Origin of the sequence: Kordiimonas sp., from assembly GCF_965216265.1 — a bacterium.
Classification (GTDB): domain Bacteria; phylum Pseudomonadota; class Alphaproteobacteria; order Sphingomonadales; family Kordiimonadaceae; genus Kordiimonas.
The window spans coordinates 1,396,501-1,412,056 of record NZ_OZ244153.1 but is presented as its reverse complement, the minus strand read 5'-3'; the positions used below and the strand labels follow the sequence as shown (position 1 = coordinate 1,412,056).

Below are 15,556 nucleotides of genomic sequence, written 5' to 3'. Positions count from 1 at the left end.
ATGTACCGTTATATTGCGTTTCTATGGAACGAGGCCGACGACAGTGCCACCCGTACCGCCGGATTTCTCAGGGACCATTTCATGGGCACGGCCACCAAATGGGAGACAGCTTATAGCGGCTCGGGCTTGCAGGTTTTGCATGCCGGGGAGGAGAAGGGGCGTATGCAGGCCTATCCGGTCAGCCCAAAGCAAGGAGCAGAGGCTGGTGGCGTCATCCTCGGCAAACTTTTCGACCGCCCGGACGCCTCCGATGCGCTCCCCGGTAATGTCGATCTGAGCGTAGGCGAGGCACGCAGGGTGATTGAAACTGCAGGGTGCTACCTTGTCGACAATTATTGGGGCGCGTGGGTGGCGTTTCTCCAGCACGGGTACAAAAAACATGTGCTGGCGGACCCGATTGGCACCTTCAGTTGCTTCCATACCCACTATCGCGGCGTGGAGATATATTTCAACCATGTGCCTGACGTCGCTGCATGCAAGTTTCTCGCTTTCACCATCGATTGGTGCGGGGTTGCCAGATATTTGAGGTATGCCACGGGCGGGGCCCGAACGGGGCTCAAAGAAGTTGACAAGCTTCTCTCCGGCCAATGTCTCACGATCACCCCTTGGGCGACGGAAAACGTCTTTTACTGGGATCCGCAAAAAATATCCCAGACCAATGTGATCGAGGACGTCGCGGAAGCCGAGGCGACCTTGCACAAGGTGTTGATGACCACCGTTGCCGCGCACGCCGCGCCCTATGACCGGATATTGCATGAGATCGGCGGGCTGGATTCGTCGATCCTGCTTGCCTGCCTCAAGGAAGCGCGCGCTTCGCTCGACATCACCTGTATCACCAATTTCGACCGAACAAACCCCATGGGGGACGAGCGTCATTATGTGCGGCAAGTGACGGAAAAGCTCAGCGTTCCGCTCATCGAACATGACAAGAAAATTGTGAAGTTGGACGCGGATGCCCTGCAGCGGCTGCCGCTCACGACAAAACCGATCTATTATGGCCGCCAGATTGAGTTCGAGAGTAACATACCAGAACTGGCGCGGGAAAACGGTCTTCAGGCGCGGTTTAACGGTTGGGGCGGAGATGAAATTCTCTATGCGCGAGAGTCAAGCTACGGCGCGATCGATTACCTGAAAACACACGGTCTGCGCCGGCCTTTGCTTCGGCTGATCATGGAGGCTGCCAGGCTTCAGAATCTCTCTGTCTGGTCCATCTTGCCGAAAATCTTCCGGGACGGCTTGGGACGCAAACAATGGGACTTTTACACGGAATTCGACCCGGGGACGACCACGCTCCTGAATGACGATATTCAGGACCTGATCAAGCCGGACGGCTCCGTCCATCCATGGATCAAACAGGGCAAGGGCATGGTGCCCGGCAAGCTTGACCATATCTTTCACTACACGAGGGGATTTTATAACGAGGAATACAACACATGGCCGGGCGAGCATGTGCCCATGATCTATCCCCTGCTGGCGCAGCCTGTGATCGAGACATGCCTTCGTATCCCAAGTTGGGTGATGACGGCCAATGGTAAATCCAGAGGGCTGGCGCGCAAGGCATTCCGGCATCACCTGCCAGCAGATGTCGTCTGGCGCACCTCGAAACTCTCGTCCGGGGCCTACCAGAAAGCTTTCATCGACGAAAATATCGGCTTCATCCGGGAATGTCTGCTGGACGGCGTGCTCGTCAGCGACAAGGTCGTCAATAAAACCAATCTGAAAAAGACCCTGGCGCGGGATCACAACATCGGCAACCAGGATGGCGATTGGTTGATGTATTATATCAACGCAGAAATCTGGGCGCGCAAATGGCGCGGCAAAGCGTTTCCCGATATTGCGCGCGGTGCGGTCGCCTGACCGCCGCTTCTCCAACGATGTCGATCGGCTCGGACCCTCAAAGCCGACGAGAGAAACAGTCTTTGGGCGGCTGCATCGTCTGGTGACGGTGTTCAGGTTCGAATGCATCTGGAGTGCCGGATTTTATATTGTTTTTATATAGTTACCTGAGCGTCTGGATTGGTCCTACCGTTCTCGGGTCGGAATGAGCCGACATAACCGCAAATCGATAGGAGACTATGATGATTGCACTTGGACAGGTATCGGAAGTGACCGGCAAGGAAGGCAGCCCGAAGGAAGATAACGGGCTGCCCCGGATCTGACGGTCAAGCGGTAACCGCATAGGCCAGATGCCAATGTGGTTTGCAGCAAAGCCTTGGGAGGTGTCTGGCGCTTAACGTGTCAAGCACCTCCTTTTGCATCTGGAGCGGAAAAATCCTGCACATGTGAAACCCCGCTGTTCGAGGTGCGCTTAACTGTAACCTCGGCCAGACGTGGGAGGCCCAATCATTTTCCTTCAGTTTTCCGTCTCATGGCCAATGTTTGTCATCCTTGACACCACCACCCTCACGCAATTTCAACAGATTGGCTTGATGCTGTGCCTTCAGGCTGCGCCAGCGTTCATATTGTGCGGCTTTGGCGGGATCCTCGTCTTCAGTGTCCCGAAGCCAGAAATTCAGCCAATCTATGTTACGTATATAAACCCGAGATCTGTGGGCCGGTTGCCATTTGACATGATATTCGTCGGGATAAATAAACATCTCGACCGGTTTGCCTGCGTCCCGGAGGGCCTGATAATTCTGCAGGACATTATAATACTCTCGGTCGGCAACCTGAAAAAGGACAGGTGTGTCAATCCTGAAAGCCTGAACCCCCACCGAATATTTGGCCCTGGTCTCGAACCCCGTCTTGCTGAAGGGGGAGCCGCCAAAAGCGCCGTCCATGCTCTTGCCCCAGAAAGAGGATGCGGATACTTTGGTGTTCGGGGGAGCGCTGATACTCGTACCCGCCGTTATGGCTGCCGCGTAATTCCGGCCCAGGAGCGCACTGTCAAGCGTGGAGGCGCCATGGCTTAATCCGGTGATCGCCACACGTGCCGGGTCGACAATACCGTGGCTTACCAGCTTGTCGACCATGCGCTCAATCGCCGTCGCCGGCCCACGCTCGATTACGACATATTTCAGGTATTTTATCTGCATCTCCAGCGGATCGGGCGTTCTTGTGTAATAGTCTCCTTCGGGTGTATCGAAACTGAGCACCGCAAATCCATTCTGTGCCAGCCAATGAATGGGCACCTCGTCGCCAACCCCGCCCCTCAGAAAGCCGCGCGACCGGTACTGGACGATCATGAGCGGATAGCGCCGACCTTCTCCATAGCCCTTGGGATACACCAGATGGGCATGAGCCGGGTTGCCGTAAGCGTCCTCGCCGAGGATTTTTTCGACCTTCGTGAAGCTGAAATTCCTGAATTCCGGGTTCATGTCGGCGATGGTAGTGATGGCGCCGTCATGCAGGTCGACCGATACAATTTTCAGGGGCGACGTCCAGCTTTCATGACCGCAGATCAAGCGGTCTCCGGCCATGGAACAGTGCTGGAGCGTATCGTCACTGCTCAGGATCGTTCGCACATGGTTGTCGCCCGGGGTCCAGCCATAGAGAGAGGTCAAGGTTTCACGCGGGCCGTTGCGAACGAGGAAGATCACTTCCGCGCCATCGACACGCCACCATAATTTTTCGGGGCGTGTGCTCAGGCAGGCATCGGCTGGGCAGTGAAAGATTTTTTTGCCGACCGAGGCCGCCACCCGCATCGGCGGATAATAGCCGGTGTAGATGGCCGGATCTTCATTCTCAAACCAGGTCGAGCGCATCCCGTCTGGTGACGCCGTTTCCATAATTCTGACCTGGTCTTTCAGTTTCCCTCGTTCGAAGCGGGCATGCGACGACATATCCGGTGCGGCAAAATAGGCCTTGGTTTCACCAGCGTCTGCCTTGCGTTCAACACCCGTCTGGATGTCGAGCACCCAGACCGTCAACCGGCAGAACCGACGCTCATTTATCTCTGAACGCTGCCTTGTCTGTCCATCAGAGCAGGACGGCCACAGCGGCCCCTGTTCAATGTCGAAAACACCCGGCTCCTGCACCAGATAGCCTCGGGCTGCGTCTCGTTGGTTGGCGTGCTCGATATCGGACCGGTCCCGGCCCACGGCAAAAAATAGCTGTGAGCCGTCCTCGGAATATTTCGGGCCCTCGACGTTTCCGGCATTGTGGGTCAACTGCTCTTGGCCGCTCCGGTCAAACTGGCTGCGCCATATCTGCACCTCGCCGTTTTTCTTGAGCGTATAGGCAAACGACCGGCTATCGGGCGACCATACGGCGTCGTCGCCATAGAACTCCCCTACGCGGAGGCCATTTTGATAGGGCGGCAGAACCGCATCGCCGCCATCGGCCACGCGCATGGGCTCTGCGTTTGAGGTGATCGGCGCCACATACCAACCGATGTCATAGTCATTCCGGTCTCTGATGGCCTGAAAAACCTGAAAGGCCACATGGTTGCCGTCCGGCGATATTGCGACGGTTTTGATGTCACGGATGGCCAACAAGTCATCCGCGGTTATGCCCCGTTTGGCGTCGGATGCAGCAGAGGCGCCGGGCAATAGCCAGAATATTAACATCATCGATGTTGCCAGAAGCGCATATTTGGAGAGCATATTTGTTGTCAGTAGCATTCTTCACACCCTTAAGCCTGTGTCCCGGCTATATTTGTGGAATTCCCAGATTTGTCGGCCCTGATCGTTCGACTTGCTCGAACGATCAGAACAGACCTGCCTCGGCCGAAACAGTTCAGGCCGTCACCATTGTTTGGTAATCTGGAAAGAGACCGTCCGGCCAACCGGGCTGGCGTTGTTGGGGTCATAGTTGATATTGTGGCCAAAGTTGCTGGTTACAAAGGGCGGGTCCTGGTCGAACAGGTTCAGGGCGCTCACGGAAAAAACGGTGTTTCTGAGCCAGGCGCTGTCGGTGTGGTCGCCTGTGTTATAGCTGACAATCAGGTCCGCGGTTGTCCAGGACCCCACACCCGCAACGGGGGTGGCACGAGTGTCGCGATAGCTATCGACATAGTTGATCACCAGATTTGTCGAGAAATCCTGATATCCCCATGAGATGCCGCCCCGCAGCTTCAAGTCGACCGGTCGCCCAACCGTATTCAGAACGTCAGCGGCTTCTTCGCTCTCAAGCAGTTGCTCCAGATTTTTGAACAGGTACGTGCCGCCAACAGTGAAGGTCCAGGCTCCTACGTCGCTGTCAATCCTATAGGAACCCGAAAAATCGAGGCCACTGACCTTGGTGCTCGCCTGATTGCTCTCCCGCTCGTCCGCCAACACCTCTGCATCCGTGAAGGAAAACCCCGGCGCAAAATTCCCGGACGTCGGCAGTGAGCCCAAAAGCGCGAGAAAGGCCGGGTCGGGATCGAAATCGAGCAGGGATGCAAAGCGGGGATTGATAAACACATCGAAAAGGGCAATGACCGACGAAATCCGGTTCTTGTAGGTAATGTCAAAATAGGTGACGTCGAGGCTGAGGCCCGGCACCCCAACGGGCTGGAAGCCAATCCCGGCCGTCCAGGTGGTGGCCGTTTCCGGTTTCAGGTCGGCATTGCCGCCGAGGGCCAGCGCGAGAAGGGTGCTGCCGTTCGGAGAGGCCGGGTTTGGAACGTCACCAAACAGGAAACCCTGCACGCTGCTTTCGTCCAGTTCCCTGAACAGCGGTGCCCTGAAGGCGGTACCCCATGTACCTCGAAGGCTGAGCCCTTCGATGGGCGACCACAAGAGCCCAAACTTGGGGTCAACGCTCGACCCGAAATCGCTGTAATGTTCATAGCGCGCGGCGATGGTCAGCTCCAGTCGTTCGATGCCAGGGGCTCTGTTCTCCTCACTGACGAACGGTGCGAAAATTTCACCAAAGGCTGCGAAAACATCCCGATTAAACTTCAGGTCGTCGCTATTGGTATAGGTGTCACGGCGAAAGTGGCCACCAGCCGCCAATTTGACATTGCCGCCAGAGAGGCGAAAAAGAGCGCCATCGGCCTTGCCGTCAATGGACCAGGTGCCGGACTTCCGGATGCGAGGAGCCGCAAGTTCGGTTTCGTCCAGCAGCTTGTTTTCTTGCGTGGTCCGGCTTTGATTGAGCGAAGCGACAAGCTCAGCCTGCCAGTCGTTGGACAGGTTGATTGTCGATCCGAGGGTGCCGCCATATTGTTCTGTTTCACTGATGTCAAAATTGGCAGGCGAGAAACTGCTCGTGCGGATCTGTCTGCTGTCGCGCACGCTGAAGAAACCATCGGCAAAAACCTTGACGGTATCGCTGAGATTCTGTCCGACCGTCAGAAAGGCGCTATGCCGTTTCTGTTTGGGTAACAATTGATGGAGCGGACGTGCGTCTTGCGAGAAACTGCGGTCGGCGGCATCAAGTGGATCACGTGTCTGAAATTCGTAGGATATCAGCGCATGGCCATCATCCCACACTGTGCCGAACGTTTGGCCCAACTGGATATCGTCCAGATCCCCCGATGTCGCGGTGCCGTAGCGCAGGCGGGTTTCCGCACCGTCATAATCTTCCCGCAAGATGAAATTCACCACCCCGCCCACGGCGTCGGAGCCATAGAGTGCCGAGGCCCCGTCAGTCAAAACCTCGACCCGGTTGATCGCCGACAGCGGGACCATCGACACATCGACAAAATTGCCAAGGCCAGCGGGCGCAAGCCGGCGTCCGTTCAGCAATACCAGGGTTGAATCGTTCCCGAGGCCGCGCAGGTTGATGCCCGATCCAGAATTGAGATTGAGGTCTGCATTGTTTTCCGCGCTCAGGCCCGACGTGCTCTCTGAAAGTCCGCCTCCGAAGTTCTGCGGCAGGGTCTGAATGAACTGAGGCACAGAGGCCACGCCGGCCATGTCGATGTCTTTGCGGCTATAGATGAAAACCGGTGAGGCGGAGCGCGCCCCCCGGATATGCGAGCCGGTAACGGTAATCTCCTCGAGTTCGACCGGCGCCAACTCGCCCGTCATGGTCTTGTTCGGCTCGGCGCCCTTTTTATTGCCGTCAACTTTTTGCGAAGGGTCGATGTTCGAACGGCCGGCTTCTGAACCTGTCGGCGTCTGGTACTCGGTTTTAACGGGGACGATGCGCACGCGGCCGTCATCGTCTATCGAATAGGTGAGGTCGGTTCCGGCCAGAAGCCGTTTCAGGGCGTCCTCCCGGGACATAACGCCAGAAACGGCTTTGCCGATTTTGCCCTGCAGCAGCTCCTGCGGTGCCAGAAACTGCCAATTCGATTGGGTTGTCAGTTGGATGAGGGCATCCCCCAGCGGCATACTTTCCAGATCGAACCGGTACGTCTTGTCGTCCGCCGCCGCCGACCAGGCCACCGATAATGCGATCGTCGAAACCAGCGCCAGTCTTTGGGCGTTTTTTACCAGTGTTTTTCTGCCAATCATTCGTGTTCTCCCCTGGAAATCTTGTGAGCGCGAAGACATGAGCGAGACGTCCGCTCGTGCCGCGCCAAGCTTGCGTTTTTCAATAAATGCAACAGGTTGGAGCTGCGCTCGCCTGTTCGTAAGGGAGACGATCACGGGTCGCCGAATTCTCAGGTCATGACCGAAAGAATAAATTTTCTCTCTAAAGTGAGAAATTTCCCGAACTGATCCGTCTACGGAGAGGCGGTAGTTGTCAGCGCATGCTGCCCAACTGGGGTTCAGCCCGGTTTTTGCAATCGCGATACGGTCTGCAGGGAGGCAACGCTGGCGTCCGCATCCGCATCAGTGCAAAGTCTTGCGGTCGGAACGTTGTTCCGAAATCGTCTTTTCGCCGGTCAAGATCCGGATGACCTCATCCCAGAACCGAACATTCGCTAAATTGCCGTTTCTGGCCGCCACGTCTCTGCGGCGCCCGATGTCTGCTAGGGGAGTGTCAGGTTCGGCGATTTTCAGGGCTTCCGCCACCTCTTCGGGGCAGCAAATGTCATGAAGGCTCCCTTGCCCCGATCTTTCAGGCGGACCACCTTGTACCTTGGATAGCTTTTTCATGTATTTTCCCAATGAAACAGTCGCCAGCAGAAGCAGACAAGCTACGAACCAGCACGCGATGTCATGACTATTGCCCGTACCAGCATTGGCTCTACTCGTCTGGCCTGTCAGTTTGATGAAGCCTGACCATGATTTCTTTGTCACCCTGATGATCGACTTCAACCGGCAGATATTGCGGCAAATTTTCCACCAGTCTGTCCACGTCAGACGTGGAGAAAACGCCACTGAACCGGATATCGCCCACGGCCGCTGATTCCAGGGTGATCGTCCCGTCGAAATATCGGCTCAGGTCTGCGACAAGTTCCGCCAATCGGGCATTTGAATAGATCAGCCGCCCGCTACGCCACGCGCTTGGCGGCACCGTTGTGGCGGTCTGTCTGATATTCTCCAGTTTGCCGTCGTTGCTTGAAACAATCTGTTGCCCGGCCAACAGGATCGCTTTCGGCACAACCGTTTCCGTAGGGGCGCGGCCAAACGGTTTGGCGGTGGCCGAAGCGGCTACCTGTCCGGCTGGCGGCAGCTTTGGCTGCACGCTCACCTCGACAACGCCTTCTTCCACAGTCACGCGCAATCCCGTCGGTCCTTTGTGGAGGTTGAATTTGGTGCCCGTCACCCGTACCTGGGTGTCGCCCGACTGGACGATAAAAGGCCGGTTCGGATCTTTTTCGACCGAGAAAAAGGCCTGGCCATCACCGAGCGTCACAAGCCGCGCGCCGGCTTCAAAATGGACTTCTATCCGGGACCGGGCCCCAAGGGTGACGATACTGCCGTCCCTGAGTTCGATATCGCGGATTTCCGCAATACCGGTCTGGTAGTCCTGTATGCCAGTCACCGCGGGAGAACTCAGGCCCACAACCCAGGCCACACCAACCGCTGCTGCAGTGCCGACGGCAGCCGTAAGGGGCCAGCGCACCCGCCAACCGGAAACCGTGCCCCACCACGCTTTGACGCGCGCGAACGCGTTCGGGCGGTAGGTGTCAGGGTTCGCAAGTTTCAGCAGTTCAGGATCATTAATTTCCGCAAGGGCCGAGAAACTCCGGGACGCGTGCTCGAAAGCGTCCGTATGGCGGGGATCGGCCCGATACCATCGTTCGAACGCATCGGCCATGGCTTCATCGGCATGCGGGGCGGCCAACTCGACCACCCACTCACTGGCTTGCTCTCTGATCCGTGTGTCGTCGGCACTCTCAGCGGTCATCTTTGGTCCTGCCACGCATGGAATGAACAATCTCGTTCAGTTCCTTCGTCGCGCTGACAATATGACGGTGCACTGTAGGAACTGGCATATTCATAATCTCGGATATACGGAGATAGGTCAGATTGCCAACCCGGTACAGCATTAACAGTCGTTGTTGCTTTTCCGGCAGCAGCTTGATCGCGCCGATCACCAGCGCCAGTTCCATCTTTGCTGAAACGATCCGCTCGGGTGTCAGTTCCTCATAAAGAGGATTGGCCGCCTCGTGCGTTCCGTCCTCCTGGTAATGTCGTCTCACCGCATCGCGGCGGCTTTCATCGGTTATAGCGTTGTCCACCGCCCGGTACAGATATCCCCGAGGATGGCGAACATCGGGCAGGCCGCCGTTGCGCGCCAGATTGAAAAAGACCGTCTGGATGATCTCGTCACAATCGGCATTGCCGAATTTCTTCAGGATGTAAGCGCGGAGTTCCTGAACATGCTGTTTGTACAGGTCGCTCAGCTTTCTTGCCGACCCAGATCCGTCTCCGGTGTCCAATATGGTGTCGCGGGTAAGCTGGTTTTTGAGCCGGACATTACCCATGAACGGCCAATCCCGGAAATCCAGCTCCTATCTCACGCGCACAACATGAGGGGGAGGGAAGCGCCGTTGCGGCGCGGGCGCCCTTATCTTCATAGGCTTCCCGGATTCTCGCCCAAGGCATCAGGGAAAATTTAGTTCGTTTCCAAACTGCCTGAATAAACTTGCCACCCATCTCGCCCTCTTTGAGTCAAATCCGCTCAATGCTGTCCTCTGCGGGAGCAGGCAGAGCGTTTAATGAACGCGGTATGGTGGCTTGCGCAAACGTTGCGCTATGTTTTCGCCCTTCTGCCGCGATACGATTTCTCTTGAGGCGCCAGGGCAATCCCTGGGGCCGGGGGCTTAGAACCACTTCAAAGAAAGTGTGGGCTGTATTCCCCTTACGGGTCTTGTATTCCAGCGCCACCCCCGACATAGGGCAAGAATTCCTGAACCCGCCATAGGTAGCACACAGGAAACCTGCGTCCAGCCTTAGCATAAGGACCAGAAAAACCCACTCTTATACCGGGAGTGGGCCGTCTTTGAAGGCGGTTCTAAACGCCACTGCCTTTGGGCAGCAAAATAACCCTAACAGAACACCTTTCTGATTCAAGAAAAAAGTCCAATTTGGGTTTATTTGATTATTAAAATTATCTGTAGCCCTTGTATTCCATCTTGGGCTTTTTCCGTGAAATCTATAGTGCGATCTGATTACGAGGAGTTGATGAACCGCCTTAAAGCTGTCAGAAGGCGGGCAGGCATAAACCAGTACCAACTTGCGGAGCAACTGGGAAAAGGCCAATCCTACGTGTCGAAATATGAACGGTGCGAGCGTCGCCTGGATGTCATTGAGTTCTTGGACATCACCAATGTCCTGGGTGTTGACCCTGTGGATATGATTAGGGGACTTCCCAAACCTGCCAGGCGCTCTGTTTGAGCGGCAGGATTGTCCTATTCTTTTGCAGGGTCAATCAGATGGTACGCCAAAGCATATTCTTGGGTTGTCGCAATCACCTCATGGTGACTGAATGATTAAGAAAGGCATTGGTGCGGACTTGCGACGTATACGTCTGGAGAAGGGCTTTACTTTTGAAGCCCTTGCTCACAATGCTGACCTTGGCACGACTTTTCTGAAAGAAATTGAAGCCGGAAAGAAGCAACCCAGCGTAACAACTCTTTTCAAACTGTCCCTGGCCCTCGGCACAACGCCGGACCAATTGATTTTGCCCACATACCTTCAGTGGCGCAGCAAGCAGGAATAATGCCTTTCGCGGAAAAAATTCCAACCCTGCAGCCAATCACTCCGAGCTCTATCTATCCAACTCTTCAATGGGTGCGCACGGTGCGAGCCGTGTGCGCCCAGATAACTGAATGTGCATCGATCCATACTCATATTTAATCCTATGAAGTAGGATAGCCTATCTCTTTGAAAAGTACGTTGTTTCGTGCAAGATGGCATTCCAGTTACCAATGGATCAATGTCAGGGTGCGGGAACATTGAAAATTCTTCAAATATTTGGCACGCGGCCGGAAGCGATCAAAATGGCGCCCGTGGTACATGCGCTTGAAGCCACTGATGGTATCAACAACAGAGTCTGTATCACAGCGCAGCACCGTGATATGCTTGATCAAGTACTTGGTTTTTTCGACATTCGGGTTGATCATGACCTTGACGTGATGCGCGAGGCGCAGGGGCTGGCGGAGGTCACATCCCGTGTACTTCAGGGTGTTAGCGACGTCCTGAAGGCGGAAAAACCTGATCTCGTACTTGTGCACGGTGATACAAATACCACCATGTCCTCCACGCTCGCGGCGTATTACCAGCAAATTCCCGTTGGCCATGTGGAGGCGGGGCTTCGCACGCACAACCTGTATTCGCCCTGGCCTGAGGAAGCCAATCGCCTCATCACCGACGGGCTATCCGCGCTGTGTTTTGCCCCTACGGAAGGCTCGAGACAGAATCTGCTCAAAGAAAATATCGCGTCAGAGAAAATTTTTGTCACTGGCAACACAGTTGTGGACGCCCTTTTCATGGCCCGGAACAAAATCACTTCCGACGCAAAGCTAAGTGCAGAATTTGAGCAGCGGTTCTCGTTTCTGGATAGCGAGAAAAAACTCATCCTCGTCACCGGCCATCGCCGTGAAAGTTTTGGCCAAGGTTTTGATAATATCTGCGATGCTTTGCTAGAGCTCTCAAAGCGGGACGATGTGGAAATACTCTATCCCGTACATTTGAACCCAAACGTCAAAGGGCCAGTGCACGCCAAACTTTCTGGGCTTGCCAACCTGCACTTGATCGAGCCACAAGATTATCCAAACTTTGTCTACTTGATGGATAGATCATATCTGATCCTGACAGATTCTGGTGGAGTGCAAGAGGAAGCCCCGTCGCTCGGCAAGCCTGTATTGGTGATGCGGGAAACGACCGAGCGGCCAGAGGCTGTGGCCGCTGGCACCGTCAAGCTTGTCGGTACCGATAAAGATAAAATCGCAGGTGAAGCAACAGAGCTTCTAGACAATCCTGCACACTACAGCAAAATGGCAGCAGCCCATAACCCTTATGGTGACGGCACTGCGGCGGCACAGATTCTGGGAGCCATCAAACATGCATTCTTATAAGTCTCTTTGTGTAGTAGGGCTCGGCTATATCGGCTTGCCCACGGCGGCTGTTTTTGCCAAAGCCGGGCTTCAGGTAACGGGCGTGGATGTTAATAAACGCGCTGTTGATACCATCAACACAGGGCAGGCGCATATCGTTGAGGTTGATCTGGATGGCCTTCTGCAAGGGGTGGTATCAAACGGCAGTCTGAAGGCGCAAACCACACCTGAAAAGGCAGATGCTTTTATCATCGCGGTGCCAACACCTTTTATGGCGGACCATAAGCCGGACCTCACCTATGTCGAAGCGGCTATCAAGTCGGTGGCGCCATTTGTGGCAGAGGGCAACCTGATTGTACTCGAATCCACTGTACCACCGGGAGCGACGGACAAGATGGTCGCTTGGCTTGAAGAAGTCCGACCGGACCTCAAGGATGGATGCGGCAGTAAATATTTCGCGGCTCACTGCCCGGAACGTGTATTGCCGGGAAGGGTTCTCATTGAGTTGGTGCAGAACGACCGCATCATCGGCGGTGTGACGGATGAATGCGCCCTGCGTGCTGAGGCGCTTTATGACGTGTTCCTCAAGGGTGAGTGTTTCCTCACCAACGCCCGGACTGCTGAACTGGCAAAGCTTTCCGAAAACGCGTTCCGAGATGTGAACATCGCGTTTGCAAACGAGCTTTCCCTTATCGCAGACAAGCTCGATATCGACGTGTGGGAGTTGATCCGGCTGGCCAACCGCCACCCCCGGGTCAACATCCTTCAGCCGGGCCCCGGTGTTGGTGGCCACTGTATCGCAGTTGATCCTTACTTCATTGTTGATAGCGCGCCTGATGAAGCCAGACTTATTGCGACCGCGCGGCAAGTGAACGAGAGCAAGCCTGAGCTTGTGATCAGCAAAATCAGACGTGCCGCCCAAAAGCTCAAGGCACCAACGGTGGCCTGTTTCGGCTTGGCCTTCAAGGCGGATATTGATGACCTGAGAACAAGCCCGGCATTGATGATTACTGAGCGTGTGGCCAGAGAGCTCGATTGCAAGGTCCTAGCGGTTGAACCCAACGTCGACGAGCTACCGGATAACCTGAAAGAACTCGGTGTCGAGTTTTCCAGTTTAGCGAACGCGCTGGAGCAGGCAGATATTCTGGTACTGCTCGTTGACCACAAACCGTTCAAGCGAGTGCCCACAGGCAAACTTGCCGAGAAGATCGTCATCGACACTCGGGGAATTTGGACCTAGCGGCCCCTCTATCCGGTGCGTTCCTATAGATATTGCGTACGCATAGGCAGTGTAGCGCCACTATGTGCCAAACTCAGGATCGAGGTTCCGGACATACGATAAGCTCTGCTAGTGAGGTAAAGCTGGCCCTTTGCTAGTTGTTTCTCTCCTGCGGGAATGCTAGTTTCTCGAAAATAAAAATTCATATCGCACTGAGCAGACCGGATGAACATGTGTCGTGGCAGCAAGCAAGAGCTTGAGCGCCCGTTGCGTGTTCTTGGTTTATGAGAGACAGACCCATGCCGGGGCTGTTGTTGGAGCGCTCTCGCGCCAATGCTCAACCAAGAGTGCGATTCATATGAATGGCTCCATCCGGGTAATGAAACCCTCTCCGCAAGGAGAAAGTATGGAGACAGAACATGCCCAGTATTCGTTTAGCCCCTTTTGTCGTCGCGGTATGCCACCTGGCATTCGCGGTGCCTGTGCTTGGTGCGCCACCTGAAGATTTTTCCAGCCGTGTTGACGGTCTGCTTGATGAGCTTGGCGTGCCGGGCGCGACGGTTGCCATCGTTGAGGACGGCTCTGTGACAATGGCCAAGGGTTTTGGAGTGCGGAGCCTCGAAAACCCGATGGCTGTTGATGCAGACACTATTTTTGCAACAGGCTCGACAGGGAAGGCGTTTACCACGGCGGCGCTTGCCATTCTTGTGGACCGCGGTGTCATCAAATGGGACGACCGCGTTATTGATCATATGCCGGATTTCAGAATGTGGGACGCCTGGGTTACCCGTGAGATGACGATCCGTGATCTTCTCGTACACCGAAGCGGCCTTGGGCTTGGGGCCGGAGACCTTCTGTTTGTTCCGCGCAGCGATCTTTCCCGCAAGGAGACCATGCGCAGGCTTCGCCACATCAAACCCGCGACCAGCTTCCGCAGCGGATATGCCTATGACAACGTACTTTACATGGTGGCTGGCCAACTGGTTGAAGAAGTCACCGGCGATACCTGGGAAACATTTGTTCAGGAAAATATCTTCGACGTCCTTGGCATGAATAACTCGACCGTGAGCGACCAAGCGCTGGTTTCGAGCACAAATCGCGCGCGGCCACATGCTCGACTGAACGGTGCCATCAGGGGGATGGGAGATCAGGTGCCACTTGATGAAACATCCGCGATTGCCCCAAATGCAGCGCCTGCGGGCGGCCTTGCCATCAGCGCAAACGACATGACACACTGGCTGCAGGCGCAGCTTGGTCGAGGTAAAATGCCGGGCGGGGAGCGCCAGCTTTTTAGCGGCGAACAGTCGGCTCAGATGTGGACGCCTGCTGTATTGCTGCCAAATTCGCCGCCGCCGGAAAGCCTTGCTGCCGCGCACCCCATGTTCCGCACCTATGCACTTGGCTGGACTGTGCAGGACTATCGCGGCGCCAAGCTTGTCTGGCATGGCGGCGCGGTGTTTGGCTCTCTTGCCGTGGTGGCGCTTCTACCTGATCAGAATGTTGGTTTCTACGTCGCAGTGAACAGTGAAGAAGGGCAGATGGTTCGCGGCCTTCTCTATGAACTGCTAGATCACTATCTTGGTTACCCTGAGGAACAGTGGCCGGAGAAACTTCACGAGTTCAAGACTGGCCGCCAGGTCGCAGCTGCAGCAGCGGTGCAGGCCCAGCTTGCGCCAGCGGATGATGCGCCGGTGACAAAGCCGTCGCTCGCGCTTGCAGGGTACACAGGTGACTATAATGACCCGTGGTATGGCACCATTTCCATTCGGGATGAAGATGGGGCGCTTGTGGTTGATTTCCCGCATTCTCTGGGGCTTTCAGCCACTCTTGAGCATGTGCGCTACAACACATTCATCACCCATTTCAACGATCCGGGCATGGAGCCTGCTTACCTGACATTCAACCTTGATGCTTCAGGGCAGGTAAGTCGGATTACAGCGCAAGCTGTGTCGCCAATCGCTGACTTCAGTTTTGATTATCAGGACCTGTTGTTCACGCCTGTATCTGCAAAGTAAAAAATGGGGCGCGTCCCTTGCGAAACGCGCCCGATATGGTGGAAATACCCCTTT

Annotated in this window: 11 protein-coding genes; 6 read left to right on the top strand and 5 right to left on the bottom strand. The window is 55.5% G+C overall.

Going from position 1 to position 15,556, the window contains the following annotated elements; genetic code table 11:
• Complete coding sequence (locus tag ACOOGA_RS06440) at positions 1-1,857, top strand: asparagine synthase-related protein (protein WP_420430022.1); 1,857 nt, start codon at positions 1-3, stop codon at positions 1,855-1,857.
• A 509-nt stretch (positions 1,858-2,366) separates the two neighbouring features.
• On the opposite strand, the gene ACOOGA_RS06435 is transcribed toward ACOOGA_RS06440, so the two are convergent.
• From ACOOGA_RS06435 to ACOOGA_RS06415, 5 genes are all read right to left on the bottom strand, one after another.
• Positions 2,367-4,562: an Atxe2 family lasso peptide isopeptidase gene (locus ACOOGA_RS06435; RefSeq protein ID WP_417461145.1), complete on the bottom strand. Its 2,196-nt coding sequence runs from the start codon at positions 4,560-4,562 to the stop codon at positions 2,367-2,369.
• Positions 4,563-4,685: 123 nt separating this feature from the next.
• Positions 4,686-7,328, bottom strand: coding sequence for a TonB-dependent receptor domain-containing protein (locus ACOOGA_RS06430; RefSeq protein ID WP_420430021.1), 2,643 nt, complete (start codon positions 7,326-7,328; stop codon positions 4,686-4,688).
• Between the two features lie 321 nt (positions 7,329-7,649).
• A complete protein-coding gene (locus ACOOGA_RS06425) occupies positions 7,650-7,916 on the bottom strand; it encodes a hypothetical protein (RefSeq protein ID WP_420430020.1) in 267 nt (88 codons plus the stop codon).
• Between the two features lie 91 nt (positions 7,917-8,007).
• Positions 8,008-9,114 (bottom strand): FecR family protein, encoded by a 1,107-nt coding sequence (locus tag ACOOGA_RS06420; protein ID WP_420430019.1) that lies wholly within the window; start codon positions 9,112-9,114, stop codon positions 8,008-8,010.
• A complete protein-coding gene (locus tag ACOOGA_RS06415) occupies positions 9,104-9,694 on the bottom strand; it encodes an RNA polymerase sigma factor (protein ID WP_420430018.1) in 591 nt (196 codons plus the stop codon). The genes ACOOGA_RS06420 and ACOOGA_RS06415 overlap by 11 nt, the downstream gene beginning before the upstream one ends.
• 700 nt (positions 9,695-10,394) lie before the next feature.
• Between ACOOGA_RS06415 and ACOOGA_RS06410 the strand changes: the two genes are divergently transcribed.
• The 5 genes from ACOOGA_RS06410 (at position 10,395) to ACOOGA_RS06390 (ending at position 15,502) form a co-directional block, all read left to right on the top strand.
• The gene (locus tag ACOOGA_RS06410; RefSeq protein WP_420430631.1) at positions 10,395-10,607 is read left to right on the top strand and encodes a helix-turn-helix domain-containing protein; all 213 of its coding nucleotides are present in this window, start codon (positions 10,395-10,397) and stop codon (positions 10,605-10,607) included.
• A 91-nt stretch (positions 10,608-10,698) separates the two neighbouring features.
• Positions 10,699-10,932 (top strand): helix-turn-helix domain-containing protein, encoded by a 234-nt coding sequence (locus tag ACOOGA_RS06405; RefSeq protein WP_420430017.1) that lies wholly within the window; start codon positions 10,699-10,701, stop codon positions 10,930-10,932.
• 235 nt (positions 10,933-11,167) lie between these two features.
• Entirely contained in the window at positions 11,168-12,289 is a 1,122-nt protein-coding gene (gene wecB, locus ACOOGA_RS06400) for a non-hydrolyzing UDP-N-acetylglucosamine 2-epimerase (protein WP_420430016.1), read from the top strand.
• Positions 12,276-13,508, top strand: a complete 1,233-nt coding sequence (wecC, locus tag ACOOGA_RS06395; protein ID WP_420430015.1) for a UDP-N-acetyl-D-mannosamine dehydrogenase — start codon at positions 12,276-12,278, stop codon at positions 13,506-13,508. Before wecB ends, wecC begins: the two co-directional genes overlap by 14 nt.
• 398 nt (positions 13,509-13,906) lie before the next feature.
• Positions 13,907-15,502, top strand: coding sequence for a serine hydrolase (locus ACOOGA_RS06390; RefSeq protein ID WP_420430014.1), 1,596 nt, complete (start codon positions 13,907-13,909; stop codon positions 15,500-15,502).
• The last annotated feature ends 54 nt before the right edge of the window (positions 15,503-15,556 follow it).